The sequence below is a fragment of the Methylobacterium longum genome (genome assembly GCF_022179385.1).
GTDB lineage: Bacteria > Pseudomonadota > Alphaproteobacteria > Rhizobiales > Beijerinckiaceae > Methylobacterium > Methylobacterium longum.
Genome location: NZ_BPQS01000018.1, coordinates 1 through 16937, shown reverse-complemented (window position 1 = coordinate 16937; position 16937 = coordinate 1). Strand labels below are relative to the sequence as shown.

General features: G+C 70.8%; 12 protein-coding genes. 5 read left to right on the top strand and 7 right to left on the bottom strand.

The window, feature by feature from the left end; translation table 11 throughout:
- Positions 1-8: 8 nt before the first annotated feature.
- Positions 9-527 carry a TspO/MBR family protein gene (locus MFF58_RS16555; RefSeq protein WP_238289847.1) on the bottom strand — a complete coding sequence of 173 codons (519 nt, stop codon included), beginning with the start codon at positions 525-527 and terminating at the stop codon, positions 9-11.
- A gap of 110 nt (positions 528-637) precedes the next feature.
- Here MFF58_RS16555 and MFF58_RS16550 point away from each other — a divergent pair, with 110 nt between their 5' ends.
- The 4 genes from MFF58_RS16550 to MFF58_RS16535 all read left to right on the top strand — a co-directional run bounded on the left by MFF58_RS16550 (position 638) and on the right by MFF58_RS16535 (position 4777).
- A complete protein-coding gene (locus MFF58_RS16550; protein ID WP_238289846.1) occupies positions 638-1840 on the top strand; it encodes a trans-sulfuration enzyme family protein in 1203 nt (400 codons plus the stop codon).
- A 93-nt stretch (positions 1841-1933) separates the two neighbouring features.
- Positions 1934-2404, top strand: a complete 471-nt coding sequence (locus MFF58_RS16545; protein ID WP_238289845.1) for a hypothetical protein — start codon at positions 1934-1936, stop codon at positions 2402-2404.
- Between the two features lie 100 nt (positions 2405-2504).
- On the top strand, positions 2505-3434 hold the full coding sequence (locus MFF58_RS16540; protein WP_238289937.1) for an AEC family transporter: 930 nt from the start codon (positions 2505-2507) through the stop codon (positions 3432-3434).
- Between the two features lie 113 nt (positions 3435-3547).
- Positions 3548-4777, top strand: coding sequence for an acyl-CoA dehydrogenase (locus MFF58_RS16535; RefSeq protein WP_238289844.1), 1230 nt, complete (start codon positions 3548-3550; stop codon positions 4775-4777).
- 171 nt (positions 4778-4948) lie between these two features.
- On the opposite strand, the gene addB is transcribed toward MFF58_RS16535, so the two are convergent.
- Entirely contained in the window at positions 4949-8113 is a 3165-nt protein-coding gene (gene addB / locus MFF58_RS16530) for a double-strand break repair protein AddB (protein WP_238289843.1), read from the bottom strand.
- A 127-nt stretch (positions 8114-8240) separates the two neighbouring features.
- A complete protein-coding gene (gene tcuA, locus MFF58_RS16525) occupies positions 8241-9737 on the bottom strand; it encodes an FAD-dependent tricarballylate dehydrogenase TcuA (RefSeq protein WP_238289842.1) in 1497 nt (498 codons plus the stop codon).
- A gap of 116 nt (positions 9738-9853) precedes the next feature.
- On the opposite strand from tcuA, the gene MFF58_RS16520 reads away from it, so the two are divergent.
- The gene (locus MFF58_RS16520; RefSeq protein WP_238289841.1) at positions 9854-10507 is read left to right on the top strand and encodes a GntR family transcriptional regulator; all 654 of its coding nucleotides are present in this window, start codon (positions 9854-9856) and stop codon (positions 10505-10507) included.
- A 7-nt stretch (positions 10508-10514) separates the two neighbouring features.
- Here MFF58_RS16520 and MFF58_RS16515 read toward each other — a convergent pair whose 3' ends face one another.
- The 4 genes from MFF58_RS16515 to MFF58_RS16500 form a co-directional block, all read right to left on the bottom strand.
- The gene (locus tag MFF58_RS16515) at positions 10515-11822 is read right to left on the bottom strand and encodes an MFS transporter (RefSeq protein ID WP_238289839.1); all 1308 of its coding nucleotides are present in this window, start codon (positions 11820-11822) and stop codon (positions 10515-10517) included.
- A 24-nt stretch (positions 11823-11846) separates the two neighbouring features.
- Complete coding sequence (locus tag MFF58_RS16510; RefSeq protein ID WP_238289838.1) at positions 11847-13229, bottom strand: 2-hydroxycarboxylate transporter family protein; 1383 nt, start codon at positions 13227-13229, stop codon at positions 11847-11849.
- Between the two features lie 467 nt (positions 13230-13696).
- Entirely contained in the window at positions 13697-15343 is a 1647-nt protein-coding gene (locus MFF58_RS16505) for a porin (RefSeq protein ID WP_238289837.1), read from the bottom strand.
- 733 nt (positions 15344-16076) lie between these two features.
- Positions 16077-16937 (bottom strand): porin (locus MFF58_RS16500; RefSeq protein WP_238289836.1); only part of this gene is annotated, 861 nt, incomplete at its 5' end.

The window sequence follows — 16937 nt, the reverse complement described above, 5'->3', positions numbered from 1 at the left end:
ATGCGGGCTCAGTTCATCCGCAGGATCGCGGCGTTGAGGAGCGTCGCGAAGGCGACCCAGGCGGCGTAGGGCACGAGGAGCCAGGCCGCAGTCCGGTCGAACCGCCAGGTCAGGCGGATCGTCCAGAGCACCATCACCAGCAGCATCGCCACGACGATCAGCCCCGCGCCGATGGCGTGGGCCGTGAAGAAGACCGGCGTCCAGGCGGCGTTGAGGATGAGCTGCACGAGGAAGGCGGCCAGGGCGAGCCACCAGACCTGGCGGCCCGGTCCGGTGCCCGGCCTGGCGCCGAGGAGCCGCCAGAGCGCCACCGCGATCATCGTGTAGAGGAGCGTCCAGGCGACCGGGAACACCCAGTTCGGCGGGTTGAAGACCGGCTTGTTCAGGCTCGCGTACCAGCCCGGGATCTCGGCCTGGGTCGCCACCGAGCCGACGACCGCGGTGGCCGCCACCGGCAGGATCGCGGCGGCGAGGCGCAGCCAGCGCGGCAGGGGCATCCCCTCGGGGACGCGTGTGGCGGCAATCATGGTCGTTCGTCTCCACGGGGCGCGGCTTTAGAATGGGGCCGGGGGCGCGCGGCTTGCCGGGCCCCCCGTGCCGTGGCACGCGCCCGTCTCCATCCGCCGAGAATCGCCAGATGTCACAGCCTAACGCGCCGCAGGGGCCGACGGATAGCCAGGGCGACGCCGCGCCGGACTTCACCCGGCGCAGCCGCGCCGCCCAGGCGATGGGCCGGATCGAGCCCGAGACCCGGGCGGTGGTGATGCCGCTGCACGTTTCCACCACCTTCATCCGCGATCCCGACAACGGCTACAGCTCCGGCTACAGCTACGCGCGGCCCGACAACGCCACGGTGCGCGAGGCCGAATCCGTCCTGGCGATGCTGGAGGGCGCCGGGGCCGGAGCCCTGCTGTTCGGCTCCGGGATGGCGGCGGCGACGGCGGTGTTCGGCGCCCTGGAGCCCGGCGACCACGTGGTGGCCGGCACCGTCATGTACTGGGCGCTGAAGCGCTGGCTGCGCGAGGAGGCACCCCGGCGCGGCCTCGCGCTCACCTTCGTGGACACGGACGACCTGGACGCCCTGCGGGCCGCCATCGAGCCCGGCCGGACCAAGCTCGTCTGGATCGAGACCCCCGGCAACCCGCTCTGGACGATCACCGACATCGCCGCCGCGGCCGGGATCGCCCACGCGGCGGGCGCGCGCCTCACCGTCGATTCGACCGCCGCCTCGCCGGTCCACACGCGCCCCCTGGAATGCGGCGCCGACATCGTGATGCACTCGGCCACCAAGATCCTCAACGGCCATTCCGACGTGGTGGCGGGCGTGCTGGCGGGCGCGCGGACGGACGCGTTCTGGGAGCGGATCCGGAGCATCCGGGCGGGCAGCGGCGGCATCCTCGGGCCGTTCGAGGCCTACCTGCTGATGCGCTCGCTCCGGACCCTGCACCTGCGCGCGGCCGCGCAGGCGGCCGGTGCCCTGCGGCTCGCCGAGCGCCTGAGCGGGCATCCGAACGTCGCCCGCGTCCTCTATCCGGGGCTGCCCGACGATCCCGGACACGCGGTCGCCCGCCGGCAGATGCGGGACGGGTTCGGCTTCATGCTGTCGATCCGGGTCGCCGGCGGCGAGGCCGGCGCCATCGCCACCGCGGCGCGGGTGCGGCTGTGGAAGCGGGCGACGTCGCTCGGCGGCGTCGAGAGCCTGATCGAGCACCGCGCCTCGGTGGAAGGTCCGGGCAGCCCCTGCCCGCCGGATCTGCTGCGGCTGTCCACCGGCATCGAGGACACGGACGACCTGTACGAGGACCTCGATCGGGCGCTGCGCGGCGCGCATGGCGGCTGAACCGCGAAAACCCCGTGGTGCCGAACCCGGTTCTGGCGCGTTGTGCCGGCACTTCCGTCGGCGCAGAGCGCCACAGATCGCGAGCCCTACGACATGACGACTCGTTTCCGCGCGATGGTCCCCGGCTGTCTCGCGCTCCTCATTCTGGCGCCGGCCGCCCGGGCCGACGCCGTGCCGACCCTCGACGTCGAGAAGACCTGCCGGTCGTCCCAGGTGGCCAACACCAGCATCAGCGATCAGGCCAACTACGACGGCTGCCTCCGCTCCGAGCGGGAGGCCAGGAAGGAGGCCGAGCGCCACTGGGCCACCTATTCGCCCGCGGCCAAGCGGCAGTGCCAGGACCAGTTCAAGGCGGGGGGCTATCCGTCCTACGTCGAGATGGTGACGTGCCTCGAACTCGCCTCCGGCACGGTGCCGACGCAGAGCGACGCGGGCGGCCGGGCGGTGGGCGGCCCGGGTTCCCCGCAGGACGTGAAGGCGCAGCGCGAGAGCGGCACCAACCTGACCAAGGAGCCGCCCGCGAGCCAGCGGGTCGACCCGATGAAGGTGCTGGACAAGAAGTAAGCGACGCGGCGCGCCGGCGACCCATTCTCCCGGCGCCGGCGCCGGAGGGTTCCGGTGCGTGCTATGGGCGGGCCTCCCGCCCCGCATGCCGACCGGAACCGTGAACGCCCTCGCCATCATCGCTCCGATCTTCGGGATCGTCCTGATCGGCTGGGGCGCGGCGCTCGCGGGGCTGCTCTCCGACAAGGTGAGCGACGGCCTGTCGGAATACGTCTTCGCGGTCGCCGTCCCGGCGCTGATCATCGCGACGCTGACGAAGCCCGGGATGAACGGGACCGTGGCGTGGTCCTACTGGGTCGCGTATTTCGGCGGTGCCGGCATCTCGTGGTTCGTCGGCACGCTGATCGCCCGCCGGCGGGCCGGGATCGAGCGGCGGGGCGCCATCCTGCACGGATTCGCGGCCAGCCAGTCGAACACCGTGTTCGTCGGCGTCCCCATGATCCTCCAGGCCTACGGCGAGGCCGGCGCCTTCCCGCTGTTCATGCTGCTCGCCGTGCATCTGCCGCTGATGATGGGCAGCGCCACCTTCCTGATCGAATCCGATTCCGGCCTGCCGGTCCTGGCGCGGATCCGCGGGCTCGTCCTCGTACTCCTGCGGAACCCGATCTTCCTGGCGCTGCTGATCGGCATGGCCATGAAGGGTCTCGGTCTCGCCCCGGCCGGCATCGCGCGATCGCTGATCGACGCCTTCGCGGGCACGGCCTCGACCTGCGCGCTGGTGGCGCTGGGTGCCGGCCTGAAGCGCTACCGGGTGCTGTTCGACCTCAAGGGCGCGCTGGTGATCGCGCTCCTGAAGAACCTCCTGCACCCGCTGGCCGTGTGGATCCTGGCCTTCCACGTGTTCTCGATGCCGCCGGCCTACGCGGGGGTCGCGACCCTGTTCGCCGCCATGCCGGTCGGGATCAACGCCTACCTGCTGGCCGCGCGCTACCGGACGGAGACCGGCATGGTCGCGGCTTCGGTGCTGGTCTCGACGCTGCTGGCGCCGGTCACGACCGTGGCGTGGCTCATGCTCCTCGGGCGGGCATGACGCCCGGCCCTCCGCGTCACCCGGAGCGTTGGACGCCGCGCCCCGCGGGTCTAGGGTAGGCACAAGCACCGGCTCTCGAAGCCCAACGCACCCCTCTCAGGCGAGGAATCCCCATGAACGCCCCGATGCGCCCCCCGGGCAGCGCCTCCCCGTCGGCCCCGGCCTCCCCGAGCTTCGTCTGGGATGACCCGTTCCTCCTGGAGGACCAGCTCACCGAGGACGAGCGGGCGATCCGCGACGTCGCCCAGAGCTTCGCGCAGGAGCAGCTCCTGCCCGGGATCGTCGAGGCCTACGCCGACGAGAAGACCGATCCGGGCCTGTTCCGGAAGATGGGCGAGCTCGGTCTCCTCGGCGTGACCCTGCCCGAGGAGTACGGCTGCGCCGGCGCCTCCTACGTCGCCTACGGGCTGGTGGCGCGCGCCGTCGAGGCGGTGGATTCCGGCTACCGCTCGATGATGAGCGTGCAATCCTCCCTGGTGATGTACCCGATCCACGCCTACGGCTCGGAGGAGCAGCGCAAGAAATTCCTGCCGAAGCTCGCCTCGGGCGAGTGGATCGGCTGCTTCGGCCTCACCGAGCCGGATGCCGGCTCGGACCCGGCCGGCATGAAGACCAAGGCCGAGAAGATCGACGGCGGCTACCGCATCTCCGGCGCCAAGATGTGGATCTCGAACGCCCCCTTCGCGGACGTGTTCGTGGTCTGGGCGAAGTCGGACGCCCACGAGGGCGCGATCCGCGGCTTCGTGCTCGAGAAGGGCATGAAGGGCCTGTCCGCGCCGACCCTCAAGGGCAAGCTGTCGCTGCGCGCCTCCACCACCGGCGAGATCGTCATGGAGGGGGTCGAGGTCGGCGAGGACGCGCTGCTGCCGAACGTCTCCGGGCTCAAGGGGCCGTTCGGCTGCCTCAACCGGGCGCGCTACGGCATCTCGTGGGGCGCCATGGGCGCCGCCGAGGATTGCTGGCACCGCGCCCGCCGCTACACGCTGGAGCGCAAGCAGTTCGGCCGGCCGCTCGCCCAGACGCAGCTCGTCCAGAAGAAGCTCGCCGACATGCAGACCGAGATCACCCTCGGTCTCCAGGCCTCACTCCGGGTCGGGCGGCTGATGGACGAGGGCAAGATGGCGCCCGAGATGATCTCGCTGATCAAGCGCAACAATTGCGGCAAGGCGCTGGATATCGCCCGCACCGCCCGGGACATGCACGGCGGCAACGGTATCATGGGCGAGTACCACGTGATGCGCCACGCCCAGAACCTCGAGACGGTGAACACCTACGAGGGCACCCACGACGTCCACGCCCTGATCCTGGGCCGGGCGCAGACGGGGCTGCAGGCGTTCTTCTGAGATCTAGCAGCCGCCTCCCACCTGCGCCCTTATCCTGAGGCGCGGCGAGGCCGCCTCGAAGGCGGGCTCCAGGGATCGCAGCGGCATCTGGAAGCCTCCTTCGAGGCCTCCGCTGCGCTCCTCACCTCAGAATGCGGGCGCGGGCGGGATATATCGCAGCAAGGAGGACGGTTACTCCCCGCCCTCCTCCCCGGCCAACGACCATTCGAGCACCCGGGCGAGGTGATCGTAGGCCCCGTACTTGCTCGCGAATTGCGGGTAGGGCCGGGCCGTGTAGGCCGCCTCGCCGGTCATGAACCGGGCGACCAGTCCCCGCAGGCGCTGGGCGTGCTCGGCCACGATCGTCGGGACGTCGCGCGCCTCACCCCGGGGCGGCTTCACGGGGATCGGCAGGAACGGCTTCCGGCCGCCCGAGGCGTGGACGTAGAGCAGGTCCGGCGTCGCCGTCACGGCCGGCAGATCCGCGAAGGCGCCGTGCATCAGCATCGCCGCCTCCAGGGTGAGCTGCGGTGAGAAGCCGGAGAAGATCATCTTCCCCGAGGGCGGCGCGCCGGTCTTGTAGTCGACGATGCAGGCGGTGCCGTCGGGGCGCATCTCGATCCGGTCGGCCCGCGCGCGCAGCGTGAAGGTCTCCCGCCCCATCGGGATCACCCAGCGCCCGGAGACCTCGGGAAACACCCGGGTCAGGCCGGGCCGGCGCTGCGCCTCCCAATCGAGATAGGACGAGGCCATGCGCTCGTAGCGCGGCCACCACTCGGCGTAGAGGTTCGGATACTTGGCCTCGATATCGGCGAAGGCGTTCACCGCGAGGTTGAGCAGCCGCTCCGCCGGATCCCGCGGCAGGCCCCCGGAATGGCGGCCGGCGAATTCCGCGAAGACGTCATGCACCAGCGAGCCGCGGGTGGCGACGCCCGGCGCGGCCGCCAGGGGGTCGAGGGGATCGAGCCCGAGCACGTGGCGGGCGAAGATGCTGTAGGGGTCGCGCACCAGCGTCTCGATCTCGGTGACGCTGAGCGAGCGCGGGAACAGGGCCGGATCCGGCTTCGGCGCGGGGCGCTTCAGCCGAGGCTGCGGCGGGGCCGCGTCGAGCCGGGCCGCGCAGTCGGTGAAGCGGCGCCCCGCCTCCAGCACGGCCTCCCACCGGGTGTCGCCCGAGAGCGCGCGCAGGCGCTGGATCAGGCGTGACGGCACGGTCGGCGCGCCCTCGCGTTTCAGCGCGCGGGTGATCACCGCGTCCCGGCAGCCGAGCGCCTGCACGAAGTCGTGGGCCATCTGGCCGATGCGGCGCTCTGGCGGGTTGAGGCCGACCCGCTCACGCATCGGCCGGTTGAGGAACGCGTCGGTCAGCGTGCGCACCGGCCAGACGCCCTCGTCCAGGCCGCCGAGCACCACCCGGTCCACCGACAGGAGGCGCGCCTCCAGCAGGCCGAGGATCCGCAGCCGCGGATGCGGCGCCTCGCCCGTGCAGGCGACCGTTCGCTCGCGGGCGAGCGCCGTGAAGAAGGTAGCGTAATCGTCGAACCGCCCCGGCATCAGGCCGGGCTCGGCCATCTCCAGGTCGTCGAACAGGGCGTCGAGGCAGGACAGGGACCCGTCCATGTTCTCCTCGGGGGCGTCCTCCGGCCCGGCGATCAGCCGGTCGCAGGCCTCCCGGTGACGCGCGGCCGTGGTGACGAGGTCGCAATCCCCGGCGCCGTCCGGACCTGGGAAGTCCCGGAACACGAGGTCCAGCCGGTCGAGCAGGTCGACGGCCAGCTCCCAGTCGATGTCCTTCAGGCGGCGTTTGGCCCGGGGCCGGTGCTCGGGTGGGCCGGCGCGCTCGGCCGCGAGGGCATCGCGCAGGCCGCCGAAGCCCGCGGCCGGGACCGGACCGCGCAGCAGGCCGATCTCCAGGGCCGCGGCCCCGCGCACCACGTCGGCGCGCGGCAGGCCGAGACGCACCATCGGGTGCGCGAGCAGGGCGATCAGCCGGGCCGGGATCGCGTCCGCCTGATCGCGGGCGAGGTCGGCGGCGAGTTCGGCCGCGAGCCGCGCCAGCCGGCCGGCCGGGCTGCCGGCGAGCGCCAGCCCTGCGGAATCCTCCGCCACGATGCCCCAGCGCAGCAGTTCGACGGCGACCCGGCCGGCGAGTCCGCGGTCGGGCGTGACCAGGGCCGCGGTGGCGCCGGGCGTCTGGAGCGCTTCGCGCAGCGCCACCGCCGCCACCAGCGCCTCCTCGCGCTCGTCGGCGGCCTCGGCGAGCGCCACCCCGTCGAGGCCGTGGCGCGCGGTGGCGTCGCGCGCCTCCGGGTCCAGGGCAGCCCAGGCGTCGGTGGTGTCGGCCGGTCGGAGGGCCTGCGACAGCAGCGCTGCCCGGGCCGCCTGGCCGGGATCGGGCTCGTCGAGGGCGACGATCGCCGCGCGGTCGAGGTTCAGGTTCTCCGGCCCGAGCAACCGGTGCAGCACCGCCTGCGGATGGCCGTGGGCGATCACGCGGGAGAAGCCCTCGCCGGTGTCGATGCCGTCCCAGCCGGCGGCGTCGAGGTCGAGGTCGAGGCCCGGCAGCACCACGGCGCCCCGCGGCAGCTTCGCCACGGCGGCGATCAGGCGGGCGGTGGCGGGAACGGAGCCGAGGGAGCCCGCGACGATCACGGGATCCGGCGTGGCGCTGCGCGACAGGCGCCGCTCCTCGGCGAGGAGGAGGCCGCGGGCGCGGGCGACGGGATCGGCGAGGCCCCGCTCGGCCAGCAGCTTGGGCCAGTTCTCCGCGGCGATCTTCACGAAGTCGAGGGTCAGGCCGAAGTAGCGGGAATACTCGGCCTCGACGGCGGCGCCGATCTCCGACCAGGGCAGGCCCTCGACCGTGAGGGCGTCCATCAACCGCTCGAGATCGCCCGCGAGCCCGACCGCGTCGGCGGGGGAGGACGGCACCAGGAACGGCACCTCGGCGTCCAGCGGCAGCAGGGTCCGGTCGACGGTCTTGGCCCAGGCCTGGACGAGGCGGGCGAGGATCAGGCGGCGCTCCAGCGGCGGCATCGGGACGCTGAGCGGGTCGGCGTTGTCCTCGAGCAGCGGCTCGGCGGCGAGGTCGAGCTCCGCCTCGTCGGCCTCGCCGAGGGGGATCATCCGGGGGAGAAGCGTGGCCTGTCCGGGCGCGTCCCGGCCGAGGCTGTCGGCCAGGATCGCGGCGAGCGCCCGGGCGGCGCGGCGGGTCGGCAGGTAGATGGTGACCGCGGCGAGCGCCAGCGGGTCGTCGGCCACCGGCCCGACGAGCCGCCCGGAGAGGAGCGCGGCGGCGAGCGTCGGCAGGAACGGGACGCCGCGGGAGATGGTGAAGACGGCCTGACGGGCGGGCATGGGGGGCTTCTACGCCCACCGCGGGATCACGGACAGGGGGCGATGGGCCGCCGCGGCATCCGGGACGGCGGCGGCTCGCCTCCCCCAGGCGCCCAGGGCGGCGCGCGCCCGCGATCGACCGCGCCGCTCAGCGGCCCGCCCCGGCCGCGGCGCCGTAGCCCGCGCGCCGGCCGAACACCACGCCGGAGGTCAGCCCCGACCCGCCCGGATAACCGTTGAAGAACACGCCGCCCACCATCTCGCCGCAGGCGTAGAGCCCGGCGATCGCGCTGCCGTCGGCGCGCGTCACGGCGCCGTCGTCGCCGACCTCGACCCCGCCATACGTGAAGGTGATGCCGCCCGTGACCGGGTAGGCCTTGAACGGCCCGGTATCGATCGTCTGCGCCCAGTTCGACTTCGGCAGGGGGAGCCCCCGGGTGCCGCGCCCGTCCTTCACGGTCGGGTCGAACGGGACGGCCTGGTCCACGGCGGCGTTGAACGCCGCGATGGTGTCCTTGGCCGCCGCCGCGTCGAGGCCGTCGAGCGAAGCGAGGAGGCCGTCCAGGGTGTCGGCCTCCACGAAATGCGCGTCGTGGAAGCGGTATTCGCTGTAGAGCAGGTGATCGACCTTGGCGTCGAAGATCTGCCACGCCACGTGGCCGGGCTGCTCCATGATCGAGCGGCCGAACTGCGCGTAGGTGTAGTTGCGGAAGTTCTGGCCCTCGTCGACGAACCGCGCGCCGTTCGCGTTCAGCATCAGCCCGAGGAAGTAGCAGATCTTCCGGTAGTGCTTGCGCTCCCCGTGGGGCAGGTCGAGGTTGCCGTAATCGGGCGTGTGCAGGTCCATCGGCGTCGCGTGGCAGCCGCCGTAGAAGCCGTGCGCCTTCGCGCCCAGCGCCAGGGCCATCTCCAGCCCGTCGCCCTGGTTGTGCGGCGTGCCGCGGACCCGGGCCTTGTCCCAGCCTTCGCCGATGAAGCGCGTCCGCAGGGCGGCGTTCGACTCGAAGCCTCCGCAGGCCAGCACCACGGCCCGGGCGCGGAACGCGCCCTGCGGCGTCTCCACGCCGACGACGCGGTCCTCCTCGACGATCAGCCCGGTGGCCGGACAACCGTAACGGATCTCGCCGCCGGCGCCGGTGAAGGCCTCCAGCTCGGCGCGGGCGAGGCCGAAGCCCTCGTCGTGGGTGGCGAGGGTCAGGCCGCCCCAGAAGACGAAGCGCCCGTCCTTCTCGAAGGATTGCCGGGAATAGATCGGCTCGAACTTCACCCCCTGGGTCGCGAGCCAGCGCAGGGCCGCGCCGCTCTCGTCGATCAGGATGCGCTGCTCGCGCGAGAGGGGCCGCCCGTCGTTGAAGCCGAGGAGGTCCTCCTCGAACTTCTGCGCCGTGTAGGCGCCGAAATCGGTGCGCGGCAGGCGCGGATCCTCGGGGTCGACCAGTAGCGGGATCAGGTCGTCGTTGCCCGCGTAGACGAACCGCATGGCGCCGGCCGTGTAGGCGGTGTTGCCGCCGGCCAGATCCCGCTCCGCCTTCTCGATCATCAGCACCGACGCGCCGCGCTCCAGGGCGGCGAGGCCCGCGCTCATGGCGGCGTTGCCCGACCCGACCACCACGACATCCCACGGCCCTTCGCCCGGACGCTGCATCGCCGCCTCTCCCTCGCTGCCGTTTCGCATCCGGATTGTATACGCCTGTATGCAATATTGCGCAACCGTTCCGGAACGGTCGGTTTCACGCTATGGCCACCGCGAGGAGAGCCGGGATGAAGGCCAGCGACGCGGAGCGCTCCAGCGGCGCCGGCGCCTACGAACGCCTGCTGCGGGCGATCGAGGAGGGCGAACTCGCGCCGGGCAGTCGCCTGCGCGAGGCGGACTTGGCCGAGCGGTTCCAGATCAGCCGCACACCGGTGCGCGAAGCCTTGGGCCGGCTGGAGGCGCAGGGCCTCGTCGCCCACGAGCCCCACCGCGGCGCCAGCGTGGCGCAGCTCGATTACGGGCAGGTCAGCGAGCTCTACGATCTGCGCGAGGTGCTGGAGGGGACGGCGGCGCGCCTCGCGGCGATCCACGCCAGCGCGGTCGAGACGGAGATCCTGGAGGAGATGGTCGCCCGCGACCGGACGCTCCTGGGCGACGCGTCGGCGCTGGCACGGACCAACCGCCTGTTCCACCGCCAGATCCACGGCGCGGCGCGCAACCGCTTCCTCCAGGGCACGCTGGAGACGATGCGCCTCTCTCTGGTGCTGCTGCCGGGGGCCACCACCCTGTCGGCCCCCGACCGCGCCGCGGAGTCACTCGCCGAACACGACGCCATCGTGGCGGCGATCCGCGCGCATGACGGCGACGGCGCCGAGGCCGCGGCCCGGGCGCATATCCGGGCCGCCTTCAAGGCCCGGATCCGGATCTGGCAGGAGAGCTGATCGCGCCTCAGGCGGGGGCGACGACCCGGGCGGGCGCGGCTCCGCCCCGGAACAGGGCCAGGGTCGCGATGATGCCGCAGGCCGCGGCCGCCATCAGCCAGTAGCTCGGCGCCGCCCGGTCGCCGGTCTGATCGATCAGGTAGGTCGAGACCATCGGGGTCGCGGTGCCGAACAGGGCGGTGGCGAGGCTGTAGGCCAGGGAGAAGCCGCTCGCGCGCACGTGGGCCGGCACCACCTCGGAGAGCGAGACCACCATGGCGCCGTTGTAGACGCCGAAGAAGAACGAGAACCACAGCTCGACCGCCAGCATCTTGCCGAAGGTCGGGTCGGCCACGAGCCAGTGCAGCGCCGGGTAGGTCGTCAGCAGCGACAGGGTCGAGATCGTCAGCAGCACCGGCTTGCGCCCGATCGCGTCGGAGATGGCCCCGCCCACGGGCAGCCAGATGAAGTTGGTGATGGCGACGCACAGCGTCACGATCAGGCTGTCGGTCTCGGTGAGCTTGAGGACGTTCTTGCCGAAGGTCGGGGTGTAGACGGTGATCATGTAGAAGGTCACCGTCGTCATCGTGGTCAGCATCATGCCGAGCAGCACGATCCGCCAGTTAGCCGCGACCGTCGCCAGGATCTCGCGGGTGCCGGGATGGTGGGTCCGCTTGGCGAAGGCCTGCGTCTCCTGCAGCGAGCGCCGGATGAAGAAGATGAACGGCACGATCAGGCAGCCGACGAGGAACGGGATCCGCCAGCCGAAATCGCCGATCTGCTGCTTGGTCAGGTAGGCGTTCAGCCCGTAGCCGATGATGGCGGCGAACATGATCGCCACCTGCTGGCTCGCCGACTGGAACGACGTGTAGAAGCCGCGCCGCTGCGGCGTGGCGATCTCGAACAGATAGATCGAGACGCCGCCGATCTCGACGCCGGCCGAGAAGCCCTGGAGCAGGCGGCCCGCCAGCACGATCAGCGGGGCCGCGATGCCGATGGTCCCGTAGCTCGGGCAGAAGGCGATCAGCACCGTGCCGCTCGCCATGATCGCCAGGGTGACGATCAGGCCCTTCCGGCGGCCGATCCGGTCGATATAGGCGCCGAGCACGATCGCCCCGAGCGGCCGCATCAGCGCGCCGAGCCAGAACGTGCCGAAGGTCAGCAGCAGCTCGGTGGTCTCGTTGCCCGCGGGGAAGAACGCCCGCGCGATGTAGGTGGCGTAGAAGCCGAACAGGAAGAAGTCGAACATCTCCAGGAAATTGCCGCTCGTCGAGCGGAGGATCGCGCCGATCCTGGACTTGAGGGTCGCCTCGACGGCACCCGGATCTCCGGCCATGTTGCCATTCTCCCCGTGTGCCGGTCAGGCACCGATCCATTTCATCGCGATGATGGTCCCGGTGACGGTCAGCGCGCCGCCGATGCGGGTGGCGATCTGCGCGAAGGGCATCAGCGCCATGCGGTTGGCCGCCGTGAGGATCGCGACGTCGCCGGTGCCGCCCTGGCCGCTGTGGCAGGCGTTCACGATGGCGGTCTCGATCGGGTACATCCCGAGCCAGCGCCCCACGAAGAAGCCCGTGGTCATCAGGGTCACCACGGTCGACACGATGGTGATCAGGTTCACCAGGGTGAAGGCGGCCATCAGCTCGTGCCAGGGGGTGAGCGCCACGCCGATGGCGAAGAGCAGCGGGTAGGTCATGGAGACCTGCACGAACTTGTAGACGACGAAGCCGCCGGCCTGGAGGTGGGGCGAGACGGCGCTGGCGAGCTTGGCGAAGACCGCCAGGAACAGCATGGCGACGGGGGCCGGCAGGCCGACCAGATGGTGGGCCATCACGCCCAGCAGGTAGAGGGTGATGGCCGTGAGCCCGGCGGCGCCGATCGTGGCCGGATCGATCTGGCCCCGCGCCGCCTCGGACTTGGCCTGCGCGTCGCTCGACTTGATGCCATCCGAATCGGGCTGGAGCCGTCCCTCGCCGGTGAGGTGGGGATATTGCTTCCCGATATAGTTGAGCGTGCCGGACAGGATGATCGCGGTGAGAGACCCGAGCATCACCGGCGGCAGCACCTGCGCGAAGACCACGCCCTGCTGCATCCCCAGGATCGCCGCGTAGCCGATGGAGAGCGGGATCGCGCCCTCGCCGACGCCGCCCGCCATGATCGGCACGACGATGAAGAAGAACGTCTTGTAGGGGCCGAGGCCCAGCAGCGTGCCGACCAGCGTGCCGACGAGGGCCGCCGCCACCGAGCCGATCGCCAGCGGCGCGAAGATCTTGAGGAAGCCCTTGATCAGGACGTCGCGATCCATGCCGAGGATCGAGCCGACGATGATGGTGGCGATGTAGATGTAGAGGAAGTTGGTGAACTTGGTGAAGTCGGTGATCGCCTTCACCATCTGCGGCGGCACCAGGGCGTAGTAGACGAGCGCTGAGGGGATGAAGGTCGCGAAGATCGCGCCGGCGCCGATGTTCCTCAGGATCGGAATCCGCTTGCCGATCTCCGCGCAGGTGAAGCCGCCCATGACCAGCACGGCGATCATGGTCGGCCCGTCGGGCTTGATCTCGCCCTCCTGGACGAGGACGGCGAGGAGGATCGCCAGGATGAGGTAGACCGGGAGCGGGATGATGCCGATCTTGGTGTCGACGAGGCGCCACCAGCGCTCGGGCCAGAACCGGGCCGCGCGTCCCTCGGCCGACCGGCTCTCGGCCGTGGCGGGCGTGGGGCTTGTGGTGGCCGTGCCGGTCATGCGTTCCCCCGAACATCCCCCCACCGCGCACGGGCCGTTACGGGTTCCGGAACGCCATCGCGCTCGCGCCCCGTCGAGGTCCGCATGACCGGCGGAATAAAAGTGACATTCGGCGTATCAGCGCCGCTCAGGGGCGGCAACGCGTTCTGGAACAAAGCGCGCGACCTGTTCCGAAGACGCGGATTAAAGACGCGCCTTCCACCCTCGCACCTTCGCACGCGCGGGCCGCCCGCTCTCCCGTCCGCCGATGCCGGGGCGCCCCCCCGCGAACCGGTCGACCCTCCCCGGCCCCGTCGCAGGCCGCGGCCTGAGGCCGACGGGCGGCTCGGGTCAGGAGGCCGGAACCCCGCACCCGACCGCCCACGAAAAGGCCCGGCGCGGAGCCGGGCCGGGACAGCCGCCCTCTCGCGAGGACGGCGGCACGGGCACCGGCGCGGAGACCCGAATCCCCGCGGCGATGGCTCCGATCAGAAATCGCGCTGGACGCGGACGCGGACCATCGAGGCGGAGTCCTGGGTCGCGGTGCGCGGCACGAAGGTGCCGTTGTTGATGCCGGCGACGTTGGAATAGGCCGTGGGGCTCTTGTCGGTGTCGATCGCCCGGCCGCTCTTCAGGCCGATCTGCGTGTAGAAGGCCTCGACGCCGATATCGAGGTCCTTGACCGGCGACCAGATCACGCTGCCGCCCGCCACGAACTGGTAGGTGTCGCGCAGGGCTTGGCTGAGCTGGTAGAACCGGCTGCCAAGCACGCCCACGGCGTTGGCCCCGAAGGCGTTGGCTCCGTTCGGGTTCACGAGGCTGAAGATCGCGCCCTGGGCCCGGCGCGCGCCCTGCGCGAAGTTCTGCTCGCCGTAGGAGCCGAAGAAGGCCGAGCGCCATTCCGGAGACCAGTAGTGGAGGTAGGCCGCCGTCACGGTGACGCTCTGCGAGGTCTGCAGCTGGCCGGTGAACGGGTTGATCGTGGCATCCGCGAAGTACTGGGCGAACTTCTGCCCCTGAATGGTCGCTGTACTCTGCGTGTACGAGCCGGTGTAGGACGAGTATCCGGTGTAGAGCTGCGCGCCTTCGCCGTAGGCACCCTGCAGGTAGAGGGCATCGCCCGGCGCCACGAAGGGCGTGTTGACCTTCAGGCCGCCCTGAACGGCCCAGCCCAGCACGCTGTTCGTGTGCGGCAGGCTAATGTTGGAGCCGCTGCCGGTCCCGGCGCCGTTGCCGACGTTCAGCTCGTGCGAGGCGGCCGACACCTGGGCGGAGCCCCAGGCCTGGTCGAGGCGCAGGGCGCCGACGAAGTCGGGCAGGCGCTCCCGCTGGATCGCGTCCACGAAGCCGTAGCGTGACGGGAAGCCGTTGGTGTACCCGATGAAGACCGGAACCGGCGAGTTCGACAGGGCGAAGTTCGCGACGTTGGTGTTGACCGTGACGCCCGCCGGATTGACCGTCGGGGAGAAGATCGGGGTGCGGCGGAAGACCGGGTCCTCGACCGAGAGCGTCGCCGACAGGCCGTTTCCAGCCGTCACCGTGTAGGCGAGCAGGTTGGTCGAGGCGCTGTCCGACCCGAGCGTGCCGCCCCCCAGCTCGAAGTCGTGGGCGTAGAAATCGAAGAACGAGGAGGCGCGACCGGCGGTCAGGCCGGCGAACTGGATGAATGCCTTGTCGACGTTGGCGAATTGCTGGTCGCGGCCGTAGCTGTCGATGCCGAGGCCCGGATAGGCCTGTCCGATGCGCTGCTGGGTGCCGGATTGGCCGATGCCGGCGTAGCCCGTGCGGGCGCCGGCGTCGAGGCGCACGAAGGCGCGCAGGGTGCCGTAGCCGGTCTGGGTGCGGGCATCGAGGTTGATGCGCATCCGGCCCTGGTAGCCCGACGTGTCGCCGTTGCCCGTGCCGTTCTGGCGCGAGTAGCTGGCTTGGTAGCCGCCCTCGAACCGGGCGCGGCCGGAGAGGCGCAGGCAGGTGTCGGTGCTGGGAATGTAGAAGAAGCCGGCGCCGTAGGTGGAGCAGACGCGGACGTACTCGATCGGAACCGCCTTCTTGACCGGCAGGTCGGCGGCGTGCGCGGCGCCGACCGCCGCGAAGGCAGCGGCGGACCCGAGCAGTGAGCTCTTCAAGAGCTTCATTGACATCTCCAAGTTCACGAGACCCGAACGCGGACAATCATCTTCATGACCGAAGTGTCAGTCCGCCAAAAAATTCGTTTTTTGTTCGATCCGAGTCGAAATCCGGACAGGTTTGCCTTCGGACATCCGCCTCGCGGATCGCACCGTGTCCATTCAGGACTGATTCCTCAACGTCCTGCTCTTTCTTCATTGAAGAGCGTTGCCGCACGTTGTCTTTATGCAACAAAACTCTCTTGTTTATCTTGCGTATTGGCGTGCATTTGCAATACAAGCGCTTCAATCTCGGAGTATTTAAGCAGGTCAATAGTACAAATTAGATCTCGATTTCGATCGTCGCGGCGAATGATTTCAAGTCGTCGAAAATCCCCCGCGGAATACCTCGGGGAGCCGGAGGGGCTTCCACCCGCGGGGCAATCGACGCCAGCGGGCGGGGCCTGGGCGTTTGGAGCCGGACGGAAGGCGTGGCTGGCCAGGACCGTGACGCGCGGCGGCCCCGCGCAGCCGGGCGCGGCGGGGACGAGGCCGGGCGGGACGGCAGGGGACCCGATCGATCCGGCGACGGGGCGCCTGCCGGGTGCCGCATCACAGCGGCGCGGCCCCGCATGCGAGGCGCGGGCTCAGCTCGACCGGGCCGGGGCGCGCAACGAAAAAGGCCCGGCGCAATGCCGGGCCTTGGAAGACGTGGTGCACAGGGTCCGAAGCCGGGAGACGATCCCGGCTCCGGGAATTTGGATCAGAAGTCGCGCTGGACGCGGATACGGATCTGGGAGACGCCGTCCGAGGTCGTGGTGCGGACGAGGCCACCGGCGTTGATCGCGGCGACGCGCGAGTAGGCGGTCGGATCCTTGTCGACGTCGATGACGCGGCCGTTCTTCACGCCGATCTGCGTGTAGAGACCCTCAAGACCGATATCCAGATCCTTGACGGGCGACCAGATGATGTTGGCGCCGGCGACGAACTGGTAGGTGTCGCGGAGCGCCTGGCTGAGCGCGTAGAAGCGCGTGCCGGGCGTGCCCACGCCGTTGGCACCGAACGAGTTGTTCGGGTTGATGATGTTGAAGATCTGACCCTGGGCCAGCCGCGAGCCGCGGGCGAAGTTCTGCTCGCCGTAGGAGCCGAAGAAGGCCGAGCGCCACTCCGGCGACCAGTAGTGCAGGTAGGCCGCCGACACCGTGACGTTGTCGTTCAACTCGAGCTGGCCCGTGAACGGGTTCACCTGCGCGTCGCTGAAGTACTGCGAGAACTTCTGACCCTGGATGGTCGCGGGGTTCTGCGCGTAGGTTCCCGAGTACGAGGAGTAGCCCGAGTAGATCTGCGCACCGTTGGAGTAGGCGGCCTGGACGTACAGCGCGTCGCCCGGAGCGATGAACGGCGCGTTGACCTTGATGCCGCCCTGCACGGCGAAGCCGTAGGCCGTGTTGGTGTGCGGGATGCTCACGTTCGAGCCGCCCGTGGTCGCCGTTGCGGCGGTGCCGAGGCCCGCGCCCGGGATGAAGCCGAGGGTGTTCTGGACGTTGTTGGCATTCAGCTCGTGCACGGCGGCCGAGACCTGAGCCGAACCCCAGGCCTGATCGAGGCGGAGCACGCCGACGAA

Excerpts from the sequence above, each read along its gene's own strand:
- tcuA (WP_238289842.1), bottom strand. The coding sequence starts at position 9,737 with ATGCAGCGTCCGGGCGAAGGGCCGTGGGATGTCGTGGTGGTCGGGTCG.
- MFF58_RS16550 (WP_238289846.1), top strand. The coding sequence starts at position 638 with ATGTCACAGCCTAACGCGCCGCAGGGGCCGACGGATAGCCAGGGCGAC.
- MFF58_RS16505 (WP_238289837.1), bottom strand. The coding sequence starts at position 15,343 with ATGAAGCTCTTGAAGAGCTCACTGCTCGGGTCCGCCGCTGCCTTCGCG.
- addB (WP_238289843.1), bottom strand. The coding sequence starts at position 8,113 with ATGCCCGCCCGTCAGGCCGTCTTCACCATCTCCCGCGGCGTCCCGTTC.
- MFF58_RS16520 (WP_238289841.1), top strand. The coding sequence starts at position 9,854 with ATGAAGGCCAGCGACGCGGAGCGCTCCAGCGGCGCCGGCGCCTACGAA.
- MFF58_RS16510 (WP_238289838.1), bottom strand. The coding sequence starts at position 13,229 with ATGACCGGCACGGCCACCACAAGCCCCACGCCCGCCACGGCCGAGAGC.
- MFF58_RS16535 (WP_238289844.1), top strand. The coding sequence starts at position 3,548 with ATGAACGCCCCGATGCGCCCCCCGGGCAGCGCCTCCCCGTCGGCCCCG.
- MFF58_RS16515 (WP_238289839.1), bottom strand. The coding sequence starts at position 11,822 with ATGGCCGGAGATCCGGGTGCCGTCGAGGCGACCCTCAAGTCCAGGATC.
- MFF58_RS16545 (WP_238289845.1), top strand. The coding sequence starts at position 1,934 with ATGACGACTCGTTTCCGCGCGATGGTCCCCGGCTGTCTCGCGCTCCTC.
- MFF58_RS16555 (WP_238289847.1), bottom strand. The coding sequence starts at position 527 with ATGATTGCCGCCACACGCGTCCCCGAGGGGATGCCCCTGCCGCGCTGG.